Source organism: Dyadobacter sp. CY323 (assembly GCF_021390245.1).
Classification (GTDB): Bacteria; Bacteroidota; Bacteroidia; order Cytophagales; family Spirosomataceae; genus Dyadobacter.
In genome coordinates this window covers 129798-152695 of the sequence record NZ_JAJUXH010000011.1, presented here as the reverse complement: position 1 = coordinate 152695, position 22898 = coordinate 129798, and the positions used below count along the sequence as shown (strand labels likewise).

Below are 22898 nucleotides of genomic sequence, written 5' to 3'. Positions count from 1 at the left end.
CTACTGAAAACAAATATAAGGAAATTCTTAAATAAAATTTAGACTAGTCTAAATTTTTTATATTCTGATTAGTAAAGTGTACTTTTGCTCTGATCCAAATCATGCCAAAGTGCGAGCTTGAAATGCAGAACTCCTTCACCGAAGAAAATTATCTGAAAATTATTCACGCTTTGTCCGGCAGGGACGGCGGGGAAGTAAGTACCAATGCCCTGGCGGAAAGTACTGCGACCCGCGCGGCATCGGTAACGGATATGTTACGAAAACTGGCGGAAAAAGGATTAATCAACTACAAAAAATATCAGGGCGTAACACTTACGGAACTGGGCGAAAAAGTTGCAATTAAGGTAATCCGCAAGCATCGGCTCTGGGAAGTGTTTTTAGTTGAAAAACTCGGTTTTGGCTGGGATGAGGTGCATGACATTGCGGAGGAACTGGAACATATACCTTCTGAGATCCTGGTGGAAAAGCTGGATGCATTTTTAGGACATCCCCGATTCGACCCCCACGGAGACCCTATACCGGATGCAAAAGGCAACCTGATGGAGCCCGACTACGGCGTACTTACCGACGTGCAGCTAGGCGAAAAGGTAAGAATGATGGGCGTTCTGGATCATGCACCTTCCTTTCTGCAGCATCTCGACCGGTCCGGTCTCACACTCGGGTCGCTGATCGAGGTTAAAGAAATCAATGAATATGACAGGTCGGCATCTGTACAAATAGACGGTGGGCCTACGTTGTTTATCAGTCTCGAAGTATCTAAAAATGTATTGGTACAACGCAGATGACAGCTAGCCCATCATGAGATTTAAAATACTGGATCGTTACCTGATCAAAAACTTCCTCATTACATACGTTTTCGTCGCTTTCGTCATTGTGCTGATCATCTGCATGATTGACTACACCGAAAAAGTGGACGATTTCCTGGATAAGAAAGCCCCGCTCAATGAAATCCTCATTGATTATTACCTCAATCTGATCCCGTACTGGATCAACTACATCAGCCCGCTGATGGTTTTCATCGCGACTGTATTTTTTACGTCACGCATTGCGGCGAGAACAGAAATTGTAGCTATGCTGAGCAGTGGGATCAGTTTCGGGCGAATGTTATTGCCGTATATGGTCGGCGCCGCCATACTTGGGCTCGTTACTTTCATTCAGGTAGGCTGGATACTGCCTAAGGCGAACAAAATCCGGAATGGTTTTGAGAAGACTTATGTAAAGCAAGAGTTCTATTTCAGCGGTCATAATGTGCATATTACCATCGCACCGGACGTTTACGCCTACCTCGAAAGCTACAATACCACGTCTCAGACCGGCAACAAGTTTACGATGGAGACGATCAAAGGCACGAAGCTTCTGCAAAAGTTTTACGCGGACAAAATCGTCTGGCAACCTAAAAAAGGCAAATGGACGCTGCAAAACTACCAGATCCGGACGCTCGATAGTCTGGGGGAAAAACTGAGCAACGGCAGCGCCATTGACACCACCATAAACCTGTCCCCAAAGGATTTTGAAAGTGACTATAACTTGTTCGAAACCTTTACATTACCTGAATTAAATGCCTACATTGACTTGCTCAAAAGTCGGGGAGCCGATGGATTGGAAGTTTATCTGATTGAAAAATACATTCGCTTTACACAACCTTTTGCGATATTGATCTTAACCGCCATCGGCGTGATCGTTTCGGCACGAAAAAGCAGGCGGGGGGTAGGCTGGCAGATTGCACTGGGTTTTATGCTGGCATTTATTTACATCCTGTTTTTCCTTTTATCAAAAGGCGTGGCCGAGGCCGGTACGATCAATACGCTTTTTGCGGTGTGGCTGCCCAATATCGTTTTTTCTCTGATCGGACTGGTTTTGTATAAAACATTGCCCAGGTAACTATGTTTTCGTCCACAGCATTGCGGTCGTACCTGCACCTTCATTTTCTGGTATTGATCTGGGGATTTACTGCTATTGTTGGCCTGATGGTAAGCATTTCGCCGGTCGCATTGGTTTTATACCGGACCTTTTTCGCAGCGATCGGAGTGGCAGTCATTATTCTGGTTAAACGTAAATCCTTTCAAACCTCGCGAACAGACCTGATCAGGATGTTCGTAGTCGGTTTTATACTTTCTGCCCATTGGATGCTGTTTTTTGCGTCTGCCCGCGTTTCTACTGCTTCCGTTTGTCTGGCAGGAATGGCTACGACTTCTCTCTGGACGAGCCTGATCGAACCTTTGGTGAACAAAAGAAAAATCAGCCCGCTCGAAGTAGGTTTGGGCATTCTGGCATTTGCCGGCTTGTACGTGGTTTTTCGGTTTGAATTTGATCATGCGCTGGGATTGGGACTTGCATTATCGTCTGCATTGCTGGCGGCGATGTTCACGGTGGCGAATAGTCGGTTGGTACAGCGAAATGACGCTTTTATCATTACTTTTTATGAAATGACAGGTGCAACGGTTTTTTCACTGATGTTTCTGGTCATCTCCGAATGGCAGGGCTGGACGGGCGGGGCGCCATTCATTCCCATATCGAAAGACTGGATCTGGATATTATTTCTCGCATTCATTTGCACTGTTTACGCCAGTACGATGTCGACCCAGCTGATGAAGCAATTTTCCGCCTATTTAATCAACCTGACCATTAATCTCGAACCAGTTTACGGCATTGCTCTAGCTTTTTTCTTTTTGGGAGAAAAGGAACGCATGACGCGCGAGTTTTATCTTGGTACCTTGCTGATCCTTCTCGCAGTACTGTTATATCCGGTACTTGTCAATACGGTTTTTGGAGGGAGAAAATCGGAAGGCAATTGAATTGAAGATTGAGTGAAATGCCGTAATGGAATATTCCAAAAGGCGCATGTTAACTTATTACTGCTATTTTTGTCGATTCAATCAATAGAGGATATATGAATCCAGCACGTTTACTTTTAGTAATACCTTGTTACAATGAGGAAGCGATTTTGTATCTAACGTATTCTAAACTAAACATTTACTTCAATTCCATTAAACAACAAGGCCTGATCGCAGACGACAGCCGTATCTGCTTTGTAAATGACGGCAGCCGTGATAAGACCTGGAATATTATTGAAGAACTGTGCGGCAAAGACCCGAATGTGATTGGAGTAGGATTGTCCCGGAATTTCGGGCACCAAAGTGCGATTATGGCCGGTTTGGAACAGCATATGGAGAAATTCGATTGTTTCATCACCATCGATGCCGACTTGCAGGATGACATCAACGCCATTACGGCGATGATCCAAAAACACCGCGACGGAGCAATGGTCGTTTACGGTGTACGCGGCGACCGGAGTTCAGATAGCTGGTTCAAGCGATTTACGGCCGAGCGGTTTTATATATTAATGCAAAAAATGGGTGTTCCCGTTGTCTTCAATCACGCGGATTTCAGGTTAATGGACCGCCGGGTTTTGCAGGAACTGGGGAATTTCAAAGAGATCAATTTGTTTTTACGCGGCATTGTCCCGCTCATCGGCTTTCGAAACGACAAAGTTTACTATAACCGCCTGGAACGCGAAGCCGGCGAAACCAAATACCCATTAAGTAAAATGTTGCTGTTCGCCTGGAATGGAATTACTTCATTCTCGACCTTCCCGATGCGGCTGGTCCTTTACTTTGGGGTCTTCAATTTCATAATTGCCATGGTCATCGTGGTGTATATCCTTTTCTCATACCTGGTGGGTTTCACGGTACCCGGCTGGACGTCGACCATGCTGCCACTGACTTTTTTCAGCGGTTCCAACATGATGGCACTCGGCCTGATCGGGGAATACATCGGAAAAATTTATGAGGAGGTAAAAGGACGCCCACGTTACATTATTGAAAAAACGGTCAATGAATAGATTTTATCGAAAATACAGGAGTGTAGGGAATTACATTAACATCGTGTTGATGCTCGTGGTGCTGATACCGATGCTGGCGCTTTCCTACTACAATCACCCTTCGCCTGCCGATGACTACTGTTACATTGATACTGTCTTTAAATACGGCTGGTTCGGCGCCATGAAACTGTACTACACCGGCTGGACGGGCCGCTATTTCGGTATCTTTCTGAATCACACCAACCCACTTCTTTTTCACTCAATCACCGGGTTCAAGGTTCTGCCGGTCGTTCTCATTGCCAGTACCATTTTCTCATTATATAGTCTTTTCCGCCACCTCACGCCCACACTTTCACGCATTGCGCACATTGGATTTGCCGGGGTCGTATTCTTTCTTTTTGTGGTGAGAATGGCCAGTATTGCCGAGGCATTCTACTGGATGGCGGGTTTTGTAACCTTTACGGTTCCCAGTATTCTTACCCTTTTATGGATCGTGTTGGTTTTGCGTTATTACCGTCAGGATACGCAGCAAGCCAAGATTTCTGTCGGTATCCTGGCGGGCATCCTTGTTTTCGCAGCGATCGGATGCAGCGAGCCTAATCTGTTGACGATGGTGTTACTCATCGGTGCCTGGTGGATTTACCGGATTCTTTACCACCGGAAAGTGGACGGTTTCATGATCGCCATGCTGGTAGTGGCGATGCTTTCATGTTATCTATTTTTTGCCGCGCCCGGTAACGACGCCCGGATTGGTACCAATCCTTTGGGGGGCGATATTGTTTTCTCAGTCATTTCGTCATTTAAAATGCTGGCGAAACTCTCGTATGACTGGCTTTTCAGAACACCGTTACTGTTCTTTTCCGTTGCCTGGCTGGTCGTTCTTTCGCGTGTTTCCGAAGGTGCGCGCATTTACTTTTCGATACCCGTCTGGTATGCTGTATTACTATTTGTAGGCGTTCTCGCCGCGCAGCTTTTCCCGAATTATTATGGAGTAGGGATTGATCCGGCACCCAGGGTAATCAATTGCGTTTACTTTTTCTTTCTGATCGGCTGGTTCTATCTGATCGGGGTTGTTTTTCATTATTTCAAAAAGAGAAGAATCGACTATTTTCACTTCACGGTGGTTCGTTATGGGGCACTTTACGCAATCCTGGTCATTTCGATTGCCTTGTTTTTTTACCGGAGCGTGAATGTACATATGCTTTACAGAGACTTGCTGAAAGGAAAAGCAGCGGCTTTTGACAAAGAAATGTACGCACGATATGCCATGCTCGAAAATGCAAAAGATGATATCGTAGCCTTACCTCTGATCCAGTCGAAGCCACTCTCCATTTTTGTCGACGATGATATCAAAACCGATAGTACCTCCTGGTGGAACAAGTGTATGGCAGGGTATTATGGCAAAAAGGTGATCACAGTGAAAAACCCCGAAGGTGAGCAAAAACAGTAAACTCCTGCCTGCGATCCTGATGGCCGTACCCATTCTATTATGGGTATTTGTGATTTTATATTATTCCGTAAACCTTCCCTGGTACGACGATTTCGACCCATTTCCTGACTTTCTGCATAAATGGATCACGGATACCGATTTTTCCGACCGGCTCAATTTGCTTTTTCAGCCGAATAATGAGCACCGGATGGTTGTCGGCAAACTGATCACACTTGGATATTACTGGCTAACCGGACATCTGAACTTTACCTTCCTTCACATGATCGGCGCCTGCTTTACATTGGGGGTGCTATACCTTTTCTGGCGTTCATTCCGGCGGAGTGGCTTGCCCTGGTACTACTTTCTGCCGGTGCCGTTTTTGTTATTTCAAATGCAGTTTCATCTGGTTTTTCTCTGGGCGATAACCGGATTACAACATCAGCCTGCCATCTTTTTTGTCTGCATTTCCATGTATTTGTTGTCGGAAAAACGATTGGTATGGGCGATTACAGCGGCAGTTTGCGCAACTTATGCGATGAGCAGCGGACTTTTTGTCTGGCCGGCCGGATTTGTGGTTTTATTATTCAGGGCAAGATATAAAGAGTTGATTTTCTGGTGCGTAGCTGCATTATTTTCTATTGGTTTTTATCTCTACGGTTTGTCCGCCCAGGGAAATGAGTCCAGCATTGATTTTCTGTTGAAAAACCCGCATTTATCCGTTTTAGGTTTCTTCGCACATTTGGGTGGGTTGTTTGATTTCTTTCCCGAAAAGTCCATCGTAATACGTTCTGCATTACCGGTTCTAATGGGTTTTGCGGTGATGATCTGGATCGCAATATGGTTATGGAAACAACTTTGGTCATGGTTTGGACTTGGGTTCGGGTGGCCTTCGAAAGAGCAACAACTGGCTGTGAAACCATCGTTGCAACCATTTTCTACATTTCTGCTGGGTATTCTCACTTTCTTATTGGTCAATGCGCTCATTATCTGTCTGCTGAGGCCGCGTTTCGGGTTTTTTGTGATGATCGTAAGCAATTACAAAATGTATCCCGCACTGTTTCTGATCGTCGCGTATCTCACATTCATCGGCTCAGCATCCAGAGAAATTGTTAAAATGCGTGGTTTTCAGCTTGTAACTCTGGTCAGTATTTTCATTTGGGGAATCTCGATATTCAACTACCTGCCCGCCATCACGGAACGTCATAAGTACCTCACGGTGAATGGGTACAATCAGGAACATAATGGATTTGGGCTTGGGCATGTACCTTATTCCAAAAGTGCGGCTTATGTGGATAGTTTAATGAAAGATATGGTGCGGCGGGGAGTTTATACTTATCCTGAAAAGGGAAATGCGCTGGCCCAAACAGTAACCGGTTTAACCCAAAATCTTAATCCCGACTTTCAAATCACTGTGGATGAGAAAGATTCCTTATTTTATGTGAATGATCCGGAAATTGATAAATCATTTTCCCGTGACCATGCAGAGTTCGCATTTGTGAGAAATGACAAACACCTCTACTTTTTCAAAATGGAGCCTCATAAATACTCGGGAAGGAACATTTTTCGTCAGTACGACAAAGGCGCCGATGCATTTATCCCGCATGCCTCGCTACTTCCCGGCACGTACGATCTCGGCGTTATCCGCACACAACGTGGAACTGCGAGCGGGGGAATTCTTAGAAAAATCACAATACCTTAAATAATTCCAGTTTCTATAATACGTCGAAAGGTGTATTTTTGCCGCTATTGATCCAATCGAAAACCGTAGCATATTGAAAACCACGCAGATTTCCATTGTTGCGCCGCTTTATAATGAGTCAGAATCTTTCCCACTGCTGGTTCAGCGCATTAATGCATTAATGGATTCCAGTCCGCTTTCTATTGAAGTGGTCTTGATAGATGATGGCAGTAAGGATGATACCGCTTTAAAAATCAGGCAACTAGCGTTGACTGACGATCGCTATCACGGTGTTTTTCTTTCCAGAAATCACGGCCACCAGCTGGCATTGACTGCGGGAATTTCATCCGCAAGAGGCACGGAGGCATTATTTGTGATCGATGGTGATTTGCAAGATCCTCCCGAACTGCTTCCCGATTTTTACAAATTGCTGAAAGACGGAAATGATGTCGTTTATGCGGTCAGGAAAAAGCGCAAGGAAGGATTCGTAAAACGCACAGGTTACCATTTATTTTACCGCATTCTCCGTTCCATTTCCTACGTCGAAATCCCGCTCGACAGTGGTGATTTCGCATTGATCAGCCGCCGGGTAGTGGATGTTTTGAACAAAATGCCGGAAGAAAGCCGGTACCTGCGGGGAATGCGTTCCTGGATCGGTTTCAAACAGGTAGGGTTTGAGTATGAGAGAGATGCGAGAGCGGCAGGAGAATCTAAATATTCGTTTAAGCAACTGTTTCAGCTGGCATATAACGGGATTTTCAATTTCAGCGAATTCCCGATCAAGTTCATGAGCCGGATGGGGATTGTCGCAATTATGATATCCCTCATTTATTTTCTGACAGTAGTAGTCAAGAAAATGTTTTTTACCCACGTAATCGAAGGTTTTACATCCCTGCTTTTTGTCATTATCCTGTTTAGCGGCGTGCAGTTGCTGGCCCTCGGGATCATCGGCGAGTATGTGCTGCGGATCTTTTTTCAATCCAAAAACCGGCCTCTTTTTATAATTAAAGAGGAAATCGTCAATCGCGAGTACATTTGATCTGATGCTTTTCAACTCAATCCAATTCATTATTTTCTTTATCGTTGTCACGCTGGCTTATTTTAGCCTGCCGTTGCGCGGGCGTTGGATTCTGTTACTTGTTGCGAGCTGCTACTTTTACATGGTTTTCAAACCGGTCTTTATCCTGATCCTGTTTGGTACCATCATCATCGATTACTACGCCGGGATCTGGATCGAGAAATCGGAAAACCAAAGGCGGAAAAAGCTGCTTTTGATCATCAGTCTGATCTCAAATATCGGCATACTCGCATTTTTCAAATACTATGATTTTGGGCGGGATTCGGTCAACGCCATTCTTGCCAGCATGGATATCCGGCCATTTGTCCCCCAACTAACGCGGCTCATTCCGGGACCGGTTGCCGAATGGATGACAACTGGCGCAGGTAAGGTTATACTGCCGATCGGATTGTCGTTCCACACGTTTCAGGCCATGAGTTACACGATCGAGGTGTACCGTGGGAACCAGGCTGCTGAAAAGCATTTCGGCATTTATGCGTTGTATGTGATGTTTTACCCGCAGCTGGTGGCAGGTCCGATCGAGCGCCCGCAGAATATGCTTTTCCAGTTTCATACCTACTTTAAATACGATTTTGAACAGGTAAAGCAGGGGTTAATGCAAATGGCGTTCGGGTTTTTCAAAAAAATGGTGATCGCCGACAGGCTTTCTATGATGGTGGATTACGCCTACCATCCGGGTACAGAACATAATGGATTGACATTATTGGTCGCCACAATCTTTTATTCCTTTCAGATCTACTGCGACTTTTCCGGCTATTCCGATATTGCAATCGGTGCGGCCAGGGTAATGGGTTTTACGTTAATGGACAATTTCCGGTCACCTTATGAGGCCCGGTCCATTCCCGAGTTCTGGGGAAGGTGGCATATTTCGCTATCGACCTGGTTCAGGGACTATTTATATATTCCGCTTGGTGGCAACCGGAATGGGGAATTTATGAAATACCGCAACCAAATGATTGTGTTCATGGTGAGCGGGTTATGGCACGGGACGAATTGGAGTTTTGTGATTTGGGGCGGTTTGCACGGCATTTATCAGGTATCCGCATCTCTGAGAGACAAATGGCTGAAAAAAGCGAATATCACCATTCCGGATAATGCTTTTATAAAGGCATTTAATATATTTCTGACCTTTATGCTGGTGACGCTGGCATGGGTATTTTTCCGGAATCCGCTCGGTCGCTCGGTGGTCATCTTGAAAAGTATAGCAAATTTGTCTTTTTCAGATCCGATTTTATCCCCATTCAATTTGACAGAAATGTGTTTCTGCGTTTTTCTGATCGTTTTCTTGTTGATCAAAGAGCATTACTACGAAAAGATTCCAACGCGAAATACGGTACTGTTTTTTGTTCTCTTTCCAGTCATTTCGTTTTTGACCTATTTCCTGGGAGTTATGACAGAAAATCAGTTCATCTACTTTCAATTTTAACAGGAAAACCGGGCAACATTTGCCTTCATTTATTTGTTACCAAAATTCACGGGACCAATCGTGTCTCGTCCGATTAGCTTAAAGTTTATATAATAATGTACGAAGTGACTCCTGACAACCGGTTAAAAAGTTTAATAGTAGTTGGCGACCGGGTATTGATCCGCCCGAAAAGCCCGAGTGACCGAACAAATAGCGGCCTGTACCTGCCGCCCACTGTGACAGAAAAAGAACAGGTGCAAAGTGGTTATGTGATCAAGGTAGGCCCCGGTTATCCGATTCCCGTAGCGGCCGAAGATGAGCCATGGAAAGAAACCGAAGAAAAGGTGAAATACATGCCTTTACAATCCAAGGAAGGTGATCTCGCCATTTATCTGCAGCGTAATGCGATCGATTTGGAATACGACGGACAGAAATACGTGATTGTTCCGCAGGCCTCCATCCTCATGCTGGAACGTTCGGAGGACCTGTTCGACTAGCATTGAATTCTCTTTTTTGTACTAAACTCTTAAGAATATGAAGTACAACTTTCTCAGCAACACAGGTGTGCTGGTTTCCGAATTATGCTTCGGCACAATGACCTTCGGTGGTGAAGGATATTGGGAAGCGATTGGCACTTTGCAGCAGGACGAGGGAAATGCGCTGGTTAAAACTGCATTTGATAGTGGCATTAATTTCTTCGATACAGCGAATGTTTATTCGTACGGAAAATCGGAAACAATTCTCGGACAAGCTTTTAAAGATCTGGGAATCAGAAGAAATGAAGTAGTAATCGCGACAAAAGCGAGAGGCAGAATGGATCCGGGAGCAAATCGGATCGGATTGTCGAGACTGCATATCATGGATTCCGTGGAAGAAAGTCTGTCGCGGCTTGGCACCGATCATATCGATTTATTTTACATCCATGGTGTGGATGTGGAGACGTCGCTCGAAGAAACCATGCGCGGTCTGGAAGACATTGTACGTTCCGGAAAAGTGCGTTACCTGGGCGTGAGCAATCATGCAGCCTGGCAGATTATGAAGGCAAACGGCATCGCCGAGAAAAATGGCTGGACTAAATTTGTGGCTTGTCAGCATTATTACACCATCGCCGGTCGTGATCTGGAAAGGGAGCTGATCCCGATGATGAAAGACCAGAATCTGGCATTAATGCCGTGGAGTCCGCTGGCCGGTGGATTTCTTTCAGGAAAATATACCCGCAACAATCAGACAAGTGGTGATAATCGTCGCGATAGTTTCGATTTTCCGCCGATTGATAAAGAAAAAGCATACGATATAATCGATGAGATCCAGCCGATCGCCGCGGCTCACGGAGTGTCCGTGGCGCAAATTGCATTAGCGTGGTTACTGCATCAAAAAGCGGTTACGAGTGTCATAATCGGCGCAAAAAAGCCCGATCAGCTGAAAGACAATATTGCAGCAACTTCTGTAAAACTCACGGAAGCAGATCTTGCCAAACTGGATGAGATCAGCGCACTGAAAACCGAATACCCGCAATGGATGTTCGAGCGCCAGGGAAGAGACCGTTTGCCAAGCTAACCAGATCCATGAAGAAAAGCATTCTTGTACTCGCTTCGTTTCTGTGCTCATTCGCAGCATTTGCGCAGAAACGAAGCGTTTCCATTACGATTGATGACGTCCCGAATGTGCGTCTTTTTCAGGAAGACGGTTATTCATCGAAATTGCTCAGCAAACTTGATTCTTTAAAAATCCCGGTAGCGATCTTCGTAAACGAACATAATCTTCGGCAGACGAAGCCTTTTGATAAAAACAAAAACTTGTTGAAAACCTGGCTTTCAAAAGATTTTGTCACGCCAGGCAATCATAGTTACTCTCATCCGAATTACGGTGAAATCGGTTTTGAAGCATTCAGCGGGGACGTTTTAAAAGGAGAGACGCTAACGAAAGAAATCCTTAAAGGTTCAGGTAAGAAGCTGGACTATTTTCGGTTTCCGTTCAATGCAATGGGAAAGGACAGCGTGGCGCATTTAAAAATGCAGGAGTTTCTGGTTTCCAAAAACTATAAAAACACACCGTTCACAGTAGAGAGTGAGGATTGGCTTTTTACACAGTTGTATGAAAAGGCACTGAAAAGCGGTGACAAGAAACGTGCAATGGAAATCGGTAATCAATACGTAAAACTGAGTTTAGACCGTTTTGCCCATTTTGACAGTGTTTCCGTGGTAAATTTTCAAAGGCCGGTGAAACAGATTTACCTGTGCCACGACAATCGGCTCAACACCGATTTTCTGCCGGTACTTGTCCAGAAACTGAAAGAGCAGGGTTACCAGATGATCAGTTTGGCAGATGCTATGCAAGATCCGGCGTATCAGTCAAGAGAATATTATCATGGCAATGCAGGGTTTTCGTGGCTATATCGCTGGATGTCAGACCTGAATGAGAGAAAAGGGCTGATGCTTGCTGAGCCGGAGAATGTGGAAATCCACAAGGCTTACGAGGAAATGCAGAAAGCGAAGTAATGGGCAACAAAAAAAGCATGCAGTGATGCATGCTTTCAAAATGTCTTAGTATGACCAAACTTAGATAACGCGAACGTTAACTGCGTTTAGACCTTTTCTTCCATTTTCTACGTCGTAAGTCACCTTGTCATTTTCACGGATGTCGTCTTGAAGACCTGAAACGTGAACAAAAATGTCTTTTTCACCAGATGCTGGTTGGATGAATCCAAATCCTTTGGAGTCATTGAAAAACTTAACTGTACCTTCTGCCATTATAATTGATCTTATATTTTTAAAAATCAAATGTATATAGAAAAAAAATAAAAACAAGATTAAAATTCGAGCTTGTTAGAATAATTCTTGATAATTTAACACAAAACCGGCGTGCCCATTATCCACACTGAAGTGCTTATTTCCCCTAAATGGTTGCCAAATGGCCATTTTCAAAGCATCTATCCGGCCCTTTTTCGGAAGGTCTACGGAATAAAATATTTTCGTGAAAAAATTGTAACACCGGATGATGACTTCCTGATCCTGGACTGGTCGTATGTCAAAAAAGAGCCGGCAAACTCGCTCATCATTCTCTCACACGGGCTCGAAGGTGACAGTTCCAGGCAGTATATTCTAGGGATGGTGAAGCTCATGAACCAGCATGGATTTGATTGCCTCGCCTGGAACTTCCGGAGCTGCGGCGGGGAAATGAACCAGACCGCGCGGTTCTATCACAGTGGGGCGACCGAGGATCTGCAGATGGTTATCGACCATGCCCTCAAAAAAGGATATACTAAAATCCATTTAATCGGGTTCAGTCTGGGAGGGAATCTGACATTGAAATATCTCGGAGAAAAAGGGAGTGAGATAAATGTCGCGATTGAAAAGGCAGTCGTGTTCAGTGTGCCGATGGATCTTAAAGCGTGCAGTCTTTCGATTATCAAAGCCGAAAATAGCATTTACATGCACCGGTTTTTGAAATCTTTACATCCGAAAGTGAGGCTAAAAGCAGGAAAATTTCCGGCGGACATCAAGCTGATGTTGAATGGAGAAGTCAAGACACTTTATGATTTCGACCATTTCTACACGGCTCCATTGCACGGGTTTAAAAGTGCGGATGACTATTATGAAAAATGCAGCTCCATGTTTTTTGTTGAAAATATCACAATCCCGACTGCCATCATTACCGCAAAAAATGATCCTATCGTCCCATTTGAAAGCCTGCCGGTAAAAGAAATCGAATCAAATGGGAATCTCCACTTTTTCGTGACCCGGGATGGCGGACACTGCGGTTTCAGGCCCGCTAATCTCAAAGATGAATTCTATTGGTCCGAAAAGAAAGCATTGGAATTTATTCAAAACGATGCCCGCGAAAAGGATCATTCATGATTAAATTAAGATCATTCCAGCTATTTTTCCTGATACCTGAGAATTCTGGCCGACAATAAATGAATCCGGGGATTATTTTGTTACCATCATATCTAAACAGATTTTGTAATTTTGTGGCCCAATAGCCAGACCATTATTCAGTTATTTCCCGCTTCATGTCTACATTGACTCTCAATCCAGCACCGTACATTATTATTGATTTTGACAGTACTTTTACTAAGGTAGAAGGACTTGACGAACTTGCAGCCATCGCGCTGAAAGGTCATCCGGAACAAGATCTTATCGTTCAGAAAATCTCGGACCTGACGAATAAAGGCATGAACGGCGAAATGTCGTTTGCTGACGGGTTGCGCCAGCGTATCGCATTGCTGAAAGCAAATCGTTCGCATATTGAATCACTCGTTTCGTTTTTGAAGACTAAAATTTCGGATTCGTTTCAGCGGAATGTCCAGTTCCTGACTGAGAATTCGGATCAGATTTACATTGTTTCCAGTGGATTTAAGGAATTTATCGTTCCCGTAGCTACGGAGCTGGGCATTCGTGAGGACCATGTTTTTGCGAATGAGTTTATCTTTGATGAAGAAGGAAATATCACGGGTATCGATGAGGATAATGCACTTTCTACCGATGGCGGCAAGATAAAAATCCTGACTACGCTCAATCTGAGCGGTGATGTTTTTGCAATCGGCGATGGGTATACGGATTATGAATTGAAGGCTTCCGGGCTGGCCAACCGCTTTTACGCATTTACTGAAAACATTGAAAGACCGCGGGTTATGGCCGTTGCGGATCATATTGCGACTTCTTTCGATGACTTTTTATATGATAACAAACTGAGCAGAAGCCAGTCTTATCCAAAAAGCCGCATCAAGGTTTTACTGTTGGAAAATGTGCACCCGGCTGCATTGAAGGCTTTCGAAATGGAAGGTTTTAATGTAGAGTTTGTTAAAGGCGCATTGGATGAAGATGAGCTTTGCGAGCGTATCAAAGACGTTTCGATTATCGGGATCCGTTCAAAAACGAATATAACAAAACGCGTTCTGGATCATGCGAACCGTTTAATGGCGATCGGTGCTTTTTGTATCGGTACCAACCAGATAGACCTGGATGAAGCTGCGAAACGCGGGATCGCTGTTTTTAATGCGCCATATAGTAATACCCGTTCCGTGGTGGAACTTGCTGTGGGCGAAATGATTCTGTTGATCCGGAACATTGTCGGTAAAAGTAATCAGCTGCACCAGGGCATTTGGGACAAATCGGCGAACGGCAGCTTTGAAATCCGCGGTAAAAAGTTGGGTATGGTTGGCTACGGCAGCATTGGAACGCAGCTTTCCGTTGTTGCTGAGGCACTTGGCATGGAAGTTTATTTTTACGATGAAGTTGAAAAACTATCTATCGGGAACGCCAGAAAGGTAAATAGTCTGGAAGAATTGCTGGGTATCAGCGACGTGGTGAGTATGCACGTGGATGGTCGCAAAGAAAATACGAATCTGATCGGTGCCCGGGAGTTTTCGTTAATGAAAGACGGTGTGATATTCCTGAATTTGTCACGCGGACATGTGGTAGATATTCACGCATTGGCGGAAGCTGTAAAAAGTGGAAAAGTGGCCGGCGCGGGAGTGGACGTTTTCCCAAAAGAACCCAAAACGAACGACGAGCTGTTCCAGAGTGAATTGCTCGGTTTGCCCAACGTGATCCTTACTCCGCATATTGGTGGAAGTACGGAGGAGGCGCAGGAAAATATAGGCCATTTTGTTCCTTCCAAATTACTGGAATTCATGAACAATGGAAGTTCATATGGTAGTGTGAATTTCCCGGAAGTACAATTGCCAAAGTTGAAGGATTCTCACCGGTTGTTACACATCCACGCCAATGTACCTGGCGTTTTGGCGAAGCTGAACAATATTTTTGGTAAAAATAACATCAATATCACCGGCCAATATCTCAAAACCAATGAGCACATCGGTTATGTAATTGTAGATATTGAAAAAGGCTATACCGAAGAGTTCATCCAGGAAGTAAGAGAGCTGGAAGGTACAATCCGGTTCCGGATGCTTTATTAATCACTCATTCGGTCATTCACTCCGTTTCACGGCGGATTCACTCATTCACAATTGGTAACAATGCCATTAACCTATTTCACACCCGGGCCTGCCCAGCTTTATCCTACGTTTGAAAGTCATTTGAAAACGTTTGTCGAAGGTCAGCTCGGTTCCATTTCGCATCGTAGCCAGCAGTACCGGGACTTGCATAAATTCACGGTTGATCAATTGCGCATTCTCCTGAATGTGCCTGACTCGCATGCGATATTGTTTCTGGGTTCGGCGTCGGAGATTTGGGAGCGTATTTTGTTCAGTTGTGTGGAGCTGGAAAGCTTTCACCTGGTAAATGGCTCGTTTTCAACGAAGTTTTGTGATTATTCCAGTGCATTAAATAAGTACGCGCATCACCTGGAAAAACCGATGGGTGAAGGCTTTGCTGCAAACGAAATACAGGTTCCCGAATATGCAGAGCTGATTTGTGTAACGCACAATGAAACCAGCTCCGGGGTGCAAATGCCGGTTGCAGAGATACATAAACTGAAACAAAAAAATCCTGACAAGCTGATCGCTGTCGATATGGTTTCGTCGGCACCTTATCCCGATTTTGATTATAATCTGATCGATACCGCATTCTTTTCGGTACAAAAGGCGTTCGGGTTGCCGGCAGGTCTGGGCGTGTGGATTGTGAGTGAAAAGTGCCTGAAAAAAGCGGAGTCCATTAAAAAACAATATTCCATTGGCGCACACAACGATTTGCCGACCCTATGGAAGAATGCGCTGAACAATGAAACTCCCGCAACTCCGAATGTAATGTTGATTTACCTGCTGGGAAAAATTGCTGAGGATTTCAATCGTATCGGCGTTAAAACCATCCGGAAAGAAACGGAACAAAAGGCGGAGGCGCTTTACAAGTTTGTTGAAAAAACGGGCGGATTTACCTCTTTTGTAAAAGAAAAAGCAAACCGTTCCCAAACTGTGGTCGTCGTGAATACCGAAACTCCATCCGCAGATATTATTAAAAATATCAAATCAAAAGGAATGGTGATAGGCAGCGGCTACGGCAAGTTCAAAGACTCTCAATTGCGGATCGCAAACTTCCCCGCGACTTCCATCGAACAAACGGATGCATTGATCCACGAGTTAGGTAAACTATGAGAAAAACAAGTATAGATACGATCAATGCGCCTCTTTTTAAATAAAACTCAAGTTCAATGAAATTTTTTAAGATCGCCTGGGCATTAGCGATATGCCTCGCACTTCAAAATTGCTCCCAAAAAGCCGAGGAGAAAAAAGAGGAAACTCCGGTAGAATCCACCGCCAGTCGCTCGATCTGGTCGAAGGAGCAGGCCAATGAATGGTATGCCAAACAAGGTTGGCTGGTTGGTGCCGATTTCCTCCCGAGTACGGCCATCAATCAGCTCGAGATGTTTCAGGAGGCTTCTTTCGATACCGCTACCATTAACCGTGAACTGGGTTGGGCTGAGAATATCGGCATGAATACCATGCGTGTATATTTGCACGATCTGCTGTTTCAAGAGGATTCTGCTGGTTTTGTAAAAAGATTGGATACGTTTCTGAACATTGCGGAAAAACATAAAATCAAACCGTTATTTGTACTTTTTGATTCTTGCTGGGACCCATTTCCAAAACTGGGAACGCAGCGTGCGCCAAAGCCGGGAGTTCATAACTCGGGTTGGGTGCAAAGCCCGGGGCTGGAAGCTTTGAAAGACAGTACACAATATCCGCGCCTCGAGAGATATGTGAAAGGTACCGTTGCTGCATTCGCAAATGACAGCCGCGTTTTGGCATGGGATATCTGGAACGAGCCGGATAATCCGAATACCAGTTCATACGGAAAAGTGGAATTGCCGAATAAAGTGGATTATGTTTTGCCATTGTTGACAAAAGCATTTGGTTGGGCACGTTCAGTGAACCCAGCACAGCCACTTACAGCCGGCGTGTGGAATGGCGACTGGACTTCTCACGAAACTTTGAAACCGATCGAAAAAGTGATGATCGACGAATCGGACGTCGTTAGTTTCCATAATTATGAAGATGCAGCTGATTTTGAAAAGCGCATTAAGCAACTGCAGCAATATGGCAGGCCACTCATTTGTACGGAATACATGTCGAGAGGTAATGGAAGCTTCTTTAAAGGCTCACTTCCAATCGCTAAAAAGTATCATGTCGGTGCGATCAACTGGGGCCTGGTGAATGGTAAATCACAAACGATTTATCCCTGGGACAGCTGGAAAAAAACTTACACAAAAGAACCTGATCTGTGGTTCCACGACATTTTCAGAAAAGACGGAACACCTTATAAAAAGGAGGAAACAGATTTAATCAAGAGTTTGACGGCTGCGAAGTAGTGGCCTGAACATAAAAGAGGGTTAAAAGCGTTTGACAGAACGCTTTTAACCCTCTTTTATATCTTATGCTGCCGCTTTCCTGAATGCCAGAGAAAGCCGTAGCCAGGCACTTTATCGTTTTCTTACTGACTTTCCAGTTGTAAATGCCCGCAAACTTCATTGAGGATTTCGCGGGGATCGACGTGGGTCGCTAATGTAAAGTTACATTACATAGGCACTCGGGTGGCTTGTTATCTTGGATATGGATTGGTATAATTTCAGGTAGGCGGCATACATTTTCTGAACCGTGAAATGATTTTCGTACGATTTCCTTGCTGCTTCTCGAGCCATTTCCAGGTAATAACGATCACGACTGTACCTCAAAATTGCTGAACTAAAAGCCTCGACGTTATTTTCGACAGCTAATCCGTTATTTCCATCCAGCATTTCCGGAATTCCCCCGACATTGGAGGCGATTACCGGAACGGAGTAGCACAATGCTTCAATAATGGAAATCGGCATTCCTTCATAATTCGTAGGCAGGATAAACAGATCGGCATATTTCAAAAGCTGGTGGGCATCTTCCACCTGTCCGAGGCAGTGTACATTCGCCGGCAGATTAGTAACCTCTTGTTTATTCCCGATCCAGAAAAACTGAATGTCCTCATTTTCCATTTTTGCAGCGATTTCGCAAAAAAGGTCAAACTTTTTCTGAGGTGAGATCCGCGCAATGCACATTACCCTGAAACCGCTTTTCGAAAGGATCTTATCCTCCAGTTCCGTCATTCCTTTGCGCTCAGTCAACTGGTCCGATTCGTAACGATCGATTATGCCGTTGTAAATGCAATTGATGTTCCGGTTGATACCTTCTTTTGCGAGGTTAGCGAGGTCATACATACTTACTCCCACCGTATACCTCGACCGGTTTTGCAAAACTCGTTCAAGCGGCAGAAACTTGGGAAATGCGATCCGGATCGAATCAAAACCGTGAATGGTGTAGATGATCTTGGAGGAAGGAAATGCCAGGCGGCCCAGGATACCAATTTTCGATGAGTGAAGATGAACGATATCCGGCTTAAAATGGGTATTTATTCTTCGTAACTCACGGATCACGGCGATGTCGTCCGACCAGCTGATTTTGCGTTGTAACACCTGGATTTTATACTGGTGTACCGCCTTGGGCAATGTGTTCCAAAGTTCACCAGGGACAGATGAGGCGACCATCACTTCATCTCCGTGAAGAATACTTTCACTTGCAAGGTTCAATACCACTGATTGTGCTCCGCCGAGTTCAGCCAGGGTGATAACATGTACTATTTTCATGAATTCAAACGTGTGTAGAGATGGCGTTGGATAAAGAAGTGGAATAAGTTTCTACGTTTTGGAACTGTCGAAAACAGTTCGTTGAGATTTGTTCATATTTAGCTGGGTCAGCCACAACATCGGCGATTTTATCTATTGATTTCTCCCATTCAGCGTCTTCCCAAATGTTAGCGAAAACCGCTGTGCGCATATCATCCGCATAATTTTTGATCTCACCGACGGGAGTTGTAAAGCATACAAGCCCGCGCTGCATGGCTTCCGCCACGCTCATGGCCATTCCTTCATGCGAGCTAAGCTGAATCAGGAAATGATGTTCATTAAATGCGGCCGCTTTTTGATCTGCATTCACCTCGCCTTTGTATTTGATGATCGGTCCCAACTGATTTTGCTCAATATATTGTTGAAGGTTTTTGAGCATTCCATCATCGGGCCCATAAAGGTCCAGCGATACATTCAATCCCCGCGAGCGCAGTTTCATGATGGTGTCCACGGTCAGGGTCAGGTTCTTGACTTTGTTCATACGTCCCAGGAACATGAATCGGACGTCGCCGGTATGGGGTGCATTTACTTTTTCGTCGGGGGATTTTTGGATAAAAAATGAAATGACCGTTACGTCAGTCGAGCCGTGTAATTCTTTCTGAACAAACTGTGAGGTTGCAGTCGAGTCCGTAAAAACGTGATCTGCATTCCTTAATGCTGCTTTTGTAAAGAGCTTGTCGAGTTTGTGAAAAAACGTAGTGCTGTGAACAAAGGAAATAAAGGTTAATCCCGGAAGTGATTTCTTAACCATCACGCCAAGCAGCGAGGCTCTCCAAAGTGACGAAACCAGGATCTTGGGGCGTAACCGAACAATGTAATATGCAATGCCCGGGAGGGTAGCCGGGTAGGTGATCAGGGGATAATTAAAGGTTTTAAAGCAGGATTTTTGCTCATCAGAAAGATTTGCTACCATTCTGTTGTCAATCTTTCCAAGTACGATCACATTCAAATCAAAGTTCCGATATAATGTCGGAATGGCTGATATTAAGGCAACTTCTACTCCCCCGACCTGAATGTCATGTAGGACGTATACCAATCTGGCTTTTTCCAAAAGTATTAAGTAGGATGAGGTAGGGTAAAAATCAATTGCGGATTAAAACTAGAATGTAAATTAGCGTAATGCAATTTAATCTTCAAACGGTACTGACAATTTATTTAACGGTTTGTTTGTAGCAATCTTTAAACCATATTTCGAACGAAAAATCACTTAATCGCTTTGTTAAGTAGTTTAGTACTTCATAAAAGTTAGTTCGCATGCAAGAGGATATTCTTTTCCAGATCAGTAACAAACTTAAGGAGGCCAGGAAAAGCAAAGGTGTTACACTTCAGGAAATTGCTGACGAGGCGGGAGTAACCAAAAGTTTGGTTTCGCAGATTGAAAACAGCCGGACTATTCCTTCTTTGCCTGTGATGCTGGGCCTGATAAAGGCGCTGGATATTGATCTCAATGTGTTTTTCAAAGACATTATTTCCACGGCCCCCGGTGAAAACGTACTGATCCGAAGAAAAGACGATTATCAGCCTTTTACCAAAGAAAACGCCAAAGGCTTTTACTACCACCGGATTTTCAGCAAACAGTTTAAGGATAATCACATTGATGTGGTACTGCTTCGCCTGGAAAAAGACGCCCGGCGCCCGATGGTCCGCACCAATGCATTCGAATTTAAGTATGTGTTGCAGGGATCGGTGGAATATACGGTCGGAAAAAATAAGTATGTACTCCATCAGGGCGATTCTATGTTCTTTGACGCCAATGAGCTTCACAATCCAAAATGCATAGATGGAGATGAAGTTTTACTGCTTGTAATCTACTTTTTCAATGAGCCCCAGTAACATTCTGTGTAATCCGACCCTCCATGCATAACAACTAAAAGTTAAATATTAATTAACATTTTAGTAATGCACTTTCGGTGAACGATCTCTATTTTTGCTATATACCGTTTATGGTATTTTAGTTGTTCAGTATAAGTTCACCAATTACATGTTAGAGATGTCGATAGAACTGGTTGTTTTTGATATGGCGGGAACGACTGTCAAAGACAAGAATTTTGTTGGAATTGCTTTTCAGGAAGCGATGAAGTCAGAAGGGTATGAGATTGCCATTGCCGACATTAATCCATTAATGGGTTATGAAAAGCCACTTGCCATTCGAATGATGCTGGAAGTCCGCGAATCGGACAAGACTAAAATCACGAAGGACTTAGTCGGCAGGATACATACCCGTTTTGTAAATGGAATGATTGATTTTTACAAAACCACCCGGGAAATCGGCCCGCTTCCCCATGTGGAAGAAACGTTTGACATGCTTCGTGCCGAGGGTATCAAAATAGCATTGAATACAGGCTTCTCCCGGGACATTGCAGATGTCATCATCGCCCGTCTGGGCTGGGAAAGCAAAATTGACCTGCTGGTTGCGAGCGATGAGGTTCCGTATGGCAGACCTTACCCGGATATGATCCATAAAATCATGCAGGAACTGGGTGTCGGATCTGCGCAAAATATTGCCAAGGTAGGTGATACGGAGGTAGATATAAATGAAGGAATTAATGCGGGCTGCAAATACGTGATCGCGGTGACAACCGGCGCATTTACCCGCGAGGAATTAGTACCTTTTAAGCCTACACACATTATTGATGATATCGCGGATGTAGTGGGTATCATTTCTTCAAATCACGCCTTTGCGGCAAAGGCTTAGTCTGCAAAAATTAATTTTATCGGAATGGCTAAATCTGCTGTTGTTATCGGAGCAGGAATCGTAGGATTGGCGACGGCGCGAGCCTTGGCAACCCGCGGATATCAGGTAACCGTTATCGAAAGATCTTCCAAAGCGATCGGCGCATCCATCCGGAATTTCGGGATGATATGGCCGATCGGGCAGCCGGAAGGGAAGCTTTATGAACGTGCTTTGCATGCCAAAAGCATTTGGAAAGAAGTACTGGCGGGCGCAAAATGCTGGTCTTACGAAGGTGGCAGCCTGCATATGGCGTATCAGAATGATGAGTTTGAGGTGATGCAGCAATTCGCCGGAGTAAGTGCACATCGTCCGGTCAGGATACTGAATGCAATTGAGACACTGGAAAAATCACCCGCAGTGAATGGCAGCGGGTTACTCGGCTCGCTTTATTCCGCCGATGAAATGATCGTGGACCCGCGCGAAGCGATAGCCGCGATTCCGGGATATCTGGAAACGGTTTTGGGAGTGGCATTTATCTGGAATACAGCCATTTCGCAAATAGCTTATCCAAATGTCAGTTCCGGTTCAAAAAGCTGGTCGGCGGATGAAATCTATGTTTGCAGCGGTCAGGATTTTGAAACACTTTACCCGGAGCAATTCAGCGCAGCGCCATTAACCAAATGTAAATTACAAATGCTCCGCCTGGAAGCCCAGCCGGATAACTGGAAAATTGGCCCGGCACTGTGCGGTGGACTTTCCTTGATCCATTATCACGGATTTAAAGCGGCGGCTTCATTGCCTGGTTTGAAAGCCCGGTACGAGCGCGAATATAGTGAGTACCTTAAATGGGGGATTCACGTAATGGCGTCCCAAAATGGGCTGGGGGAGATCACAGTTGGTGATTCTCACGAATATGCATTGACGTTCGATCCGTTCGACCGTGAATTTATAAATACCATGATCCTGGATTACCTGGCCACATTTGCCCGGTTCAAATCTCCGAAAGTATTCCAAACCTGGCACGGCATCTATCCCAAAATGACGAATGGAGCAACCGAAATTGTACTAAAACCGGAAAGCGGCGTGACCATCATCAACGGTCTCGGCGGCAATGGAATGACTCTTTCTTTCGGCCTCTGCGACGAGGTAGTAGCCGGAACCTACAATCCTATTCTAAAAGATCCAGCCTATTCCTAACCCTGACT

21 protein-coding genes are annotated in these 22898 nt (G+C 44.7%); 18 read left to right on the top strand and 3 right to left on the bottom strand.

Annotated elements, in window-relative coordinates; translation table 11 throughout:
* Positions 1-101: 101 nt before the first annotated feature.
* The 11 genes from LZG72_RS17365 (at position 102) to LZG72_RS17315 (ending at position 11908) form a co-directional block, all read left to right on the top strand.
* Positions 102-785, top strand: a complete 684-nt coding sequence (locus LZG72_RS17365) for a metal-dependent transcriptional regulator (protein WP_233875375.1) — start codon at positions 102-104, stop codon at positions 783-785.
* A 13-nt stretch (positions 786-798) separates the two neighbouring features.
* On the top strand, positions 799-1881 hold the full coding sequence (locus LZG72_RS17360) for an LptF/LptG family permease (protein WP_233875373.1): 1083 nt from the start codon (positions 799-801) through the stop codon (positions 1879-1881).
* Between the two features lie 2 nt (positions 1882-1883).
* Positions 1884-2795: a DMT family transporter gene (locus LZG72_RS17355; protein WP_233875370.1), complete on the top strand. Its 912-nt coding sequence runs from the start codon at positions 1884-1886 to the stop codon at positions 2793-2795.
* 95 nt (positions 2796-2890) lie between these two features.
* Positions 2891-3841 carry a glycosyltransferase family 2 protein gene (locus LZG72_RS17350; RefSeq protein ID WP_233875368.1) on the top strand — a complete coding sequence of 317 codons (951 nt, stop codon included), beginning with the start codon at positions 2891-2893 and terminating at the stop codon, positions 3839-3841.
* Positions 3834-5270 carry a DUF6056 family protein gene (locus tag LZG72_RS17345; protein WP_233875365.1) on the top strand — a complete coding sequence of 479 codons (1437 nt, stop codon included), beginning with the start codon at positions 3834-3836 and terminating at the stop codon, positions 5268-5270. The genes LZG72_RS17350 and LZG72_RS17345 overlap by 8 nt, the downstream gene beginning before the upstream one ends.
* On the top strand, positions 5254-6948 hold the full coding sequence (locus LZG72_RS17340; RefSeq protein WP_233875363.1) for a hypothetical protein: 1695 nt from the start codon (positions 5254-5256) through the stop codon (positions 6946-6948). Before LZG72_RS17345 ends, LZG72_RS17340 begins: the two co-directional genes overlap by 17 nt.
* Before the next feature lie 73 nt (positions 6949-7021).
* Positions 7022-7966 carry a glycosyltransferase family 2 protein gene (locus tag LZG72_RS17335; RefSeq protein WP_233875361.1) on the top strand — a complete coding sequence of 315 codons (945 nt, stop codon included), beginning with the start codon at positions 7022-7024 and terminating at the stop codon, positions 7964-7966.
* 4 nt (positions 7967-7970) lie between these two features.
* Positions 7971-9431, top strand: coding sequence for an MBOAT family protein (locus tag LZG72_RS17330; RefSeq protein ID WP_233875360.1), 1461 nt, complete (start codon positions 7971-7973; stop codon positions 9429-9431).
* A 95-nt stretch (positions 9432-9526) separates the two neighbouring features.
* Positions 9527-9907, top strand: a complete 381-nt coding sequence (locus LZG72_RS17325) for a co-chaperone GroES family protein (protein WP_233875358.1) — start codon at positions 9527-9529, stop codon at positions 9905-9907.
* Positions 9908-9944: 37 nt separating this feature from the next.
* Positions 9945-10967, top strand: a complete 1023-nt coding sequence (locus LZG72_RS17320) for an aldo/keto reductase (RefSeq protein ID WP_233875356.1) — start codon at positions 9945-9947, stop codon at positions 10965-10967.
* An 8-nt stretch (positions 10968-10975) separates the two neighbouring features.
* Complete coding sequence (locus tag LZG72_RS17315; RefSeq protein WP_233875354.1) at positions 10976-11908, top strand: polysaccharide deacetylase family protein; 933 nt, start codon at positions 10976-10978, stop codon at positions 11906-11908.
* A 60-nt stretch (positions 11909-11968) separates the two neighbouring features.
* Here LZG72_RS17315 and LZG72_RS17310 read toward each other — a convergent pair whose 3' ends face one another.
* The gene (locus LZG72_RS17310; protein ID WP_167267416.1) at positions 11969-12160 is read right to left on the bottom strand and encodes a cold-shock protein; all 192 of its coding nucleotides are present in this window, start codon (positions 12158-12160) and stop codon (positions 11969-11971) included.
* 132 nt (positions 12161-12292) lie between these two features.
* On the opposite strand from LZG72_RS17310, the gene LZG72_RS17305 reads away from it, so the two are divergent.
* From LZG72_RS17305 to LZG72_RS17290, 4 genes are all read left to right on the top strand, one after another.
* Entirely contained in the window at positions 12293-13267 is a 975-nt protein-coding gene (locus tag LZG72_RS17305) for a YheT family hydrolase (RefSeq protein ID WP_233875352.1), read from the top strand.
* 155 nt (positions 13268-13422) lie between these two features.
* Positions 13423-15330, top strand: coding sequence for a phosphoglycerate dehydrogenase (serA, locus tag LZG72_RS17300; protein ID WP_233875349.1), 1908 nt, complete (start codon positions 13423-13425; stop codon positions 15328-15330).
* A gap of 60 nt (positions 15331-15390) precedes the next feature.
* Positions 15391-16464 (top strand): aminotransferase class V-fold PLP-dependent enzyme, encoded by a 1074-nt coding sequence (locus LZG72_RS17295; protein WP_233875346.1) that lies wholly within the window; start codon positions 15391-15393, stop codon positions 16462-16464.
* A gap of 56 nt (positions 16465-16520) precedes the next feature.
* Positions 16521-17678, top strand: a complete 1158-nt coding sequence (locus LZG72_RS17290) for a cellulase family glycosylhydrolase (protein WP_233875344.1) — start codon at positions 16521-16523, stop codon at positions 17676-17678.
* A 201-nt stretch (positions 17679-17879) separates the two neighbouring features.
* On the opposite strand, the gene LZG72_RS17285 is transcribed toward LZG72_RS17290, so the two are convergent.
* Together LZG72_RS17285 and LZG72_RS17280 are read right to left on the bottom strand one after the other, a co-directional pair.
* The gene (locus tag LZG72_RS17285; RefSeq protein ID WP_233875342.1) at positions 17880-18980 is read right to left on the bottom strand and encodes a glycosyltransferase; all 1101 of its coding nucleotides are present in this window, start codon (positions 18978-18980) and stop codon (positions 17880-17882) included.
* A 4-nt stretch (positions 18981-18984) separates the two neighbouring features.
* Entirely contained in the window at positions 18985-20070 is a 1086-nt protein-coding gene (locus LZG72_RS17280; RefSeq protein ID WP_233875340.1) for a glycosyltransferase family 4 protein, read from the bottom strand.
* Positions 20071-20273: 203 nt separating this feature from the next.
* On the opposite strand from LZG72_RS17280, the gene LZG72_RS17275 reads away from it, so the two are divergent.
* The 3 genes from LZG72_RS17275 to LZG72_RS17265 all read left to right on the top strand — a co-directional run bounded on the left by LZG72_RS17275 (position 20274) and on the right by LZG72_RS17265 (position 22890).
* Positions 20274-20852 (top strand): helix-turn-helix domain-containing protein, encoded by a 579-nt coding sequence (locus tag LZG72_RS17275; RefSeq protein ID WP_233875338.1) that lies wholly within the window; start codon positions 20274-20276, stop codon positions 20850-20852.
* A 157-nt stretch (positions 20853-21009) separates the two neighbouring features.
* Positions 21010-21714 (top strand): HAD-IA family hydrolase, encoded by a 705-nt coding sequence (locus tag LZG72_RS17270; protein ID WP_233875336.1) that lies wholly within the window; start codon positions 21010-21012, stop codon positions 21712-21714.
* Between the two features lie 24 nt (positions 21715-21738).
* A complete protein-coding gene (locus LZG72_RS17265) occupies positions 21739-22890 on the top strand; it encodes a TIGR03364 family FAD-dependent oxidoreductase (protein ID WP_233875334.1) in 1152 nt (383 codons plus the stop codon).
* Positions 22891-22898 lie beyond the last annotated feature (8 nt).

Bases quoted from the DNA above. Each gene is read 5' to 3' on its own strand.
- LZG72_RS17365 (WP_233875375.1), top strand. From the start codon at position 102: ATGCCAAAGTGCGAGCTTGAAATGCAGAACTCCTTCACCGAAGAAAAT.
- LZG72_RS17360 (WP_233875373.1), top strand. From the start codon at position 799: ATGAGATTTAAAATACTGGATCGTTACCTGATCAAAAACTTCCTCATT.
- LZG72_RS17355 (WP_233875370.1), top strand. From the start codon at position 1,884: ATGTTTTCGTCCACAGCATTGCGGTCGTACCTGCACCTTCATTTTCTG.
- LZG72_RS17350 (WP_233875368.1), top strand. From the start codon at position 2,891: ATGAATCCAGCACGTTTACTTTTAGTAATACCTTGTTACAATGAGGAA.
- LZG72_RS17345 (WP_233875365.1), top strand. From the start codon at position 3,834: ATGAATAGATTTTATCGAAAATACAGGAGTGTAGGGAATTACATTAAC.
- LZG72_RS17330 (WP_233875360.1), top strand. From the start codon at position 7,971: ATGCTTTTCAACTCAATCCAATTCATTATTTTCTTTATCGTTGTCACG.
- LZG72_RS17325 (WP_233875358.1), top strand. From the start codon at position 9,527: ATGTACGAAGTGACTCCTGACAACCGGTTAAAAAGTTTAATAGTAGTT.
- LZG72_RS17320 (WP_233875356.1), top strand. From the start codon at position 9,945: ATGAAGTACAACTTTCTCAGCAACACAGGTGTGCTGGTTTCCGAATTA.
- LZG72_RS17315 (WP_233875354.1), top strand. From the start codon at position 10,976: ATGAAGAAAAGCATTCTTGTACTCGCTTCGTTTCTGTGCTCATTCGCA.
- LZG72_RS17310 (WP_167267416.1), bottom strand. From the start codon at position 12,160: ATGGCAGAAGGTACAGTTAAGTTTTTCAATGACTCCAAAGGATTTGGA.
- serA (WP_233875349.1), top strand. From the start codon at position 13,423: ATGTCTACATTGACTCTCAATCCAGCACCGTACATTATTATTGATTTT.
- LZG72_RS17295 (WP_233875346.1), top strand. From the start codon at position 15,391: ATGCCATTAACCTATTTCACACCCGGGCCTGCCCAGCTTTATCCTACG.
- LZG72_RS17290 (WP_233875344.1), top strand. From the start codon at position 16,521: ATGAAATTTTTTAAGATCGCCTGGGCATTAGCGATATGCCTCGCACTT.
- LZG72_RS17285 (WP_233875342.1), bottom strand. From the start codon at position 18,980: ATGAAAATAGTACATGTTATCACCCTGGCTGAACTCGGCGGAGCACAA.
- LZG72_RS17275 (WP_233875338.1), top strand. From the start codon at position 20,274: ATGCAAGAGGATATTCTTTTCCAGATCAGTAACAAACTTAAGGAGGCC.
- LZG72_RS17270 (WP_233875336.1), top strand. From the start codon at position 21,010: ATGTCGATAGAACTGGTTGTTTTTGATATGGCGGGAACGACTGTCAAA.
- LZG72_RS17265 (WP_233875334.1), top strand. From the start codon at position 21,739: ATGGCTAAATCTGCTGTTGTTATCGGAGCAGGAATCGTAGGATTGGCG.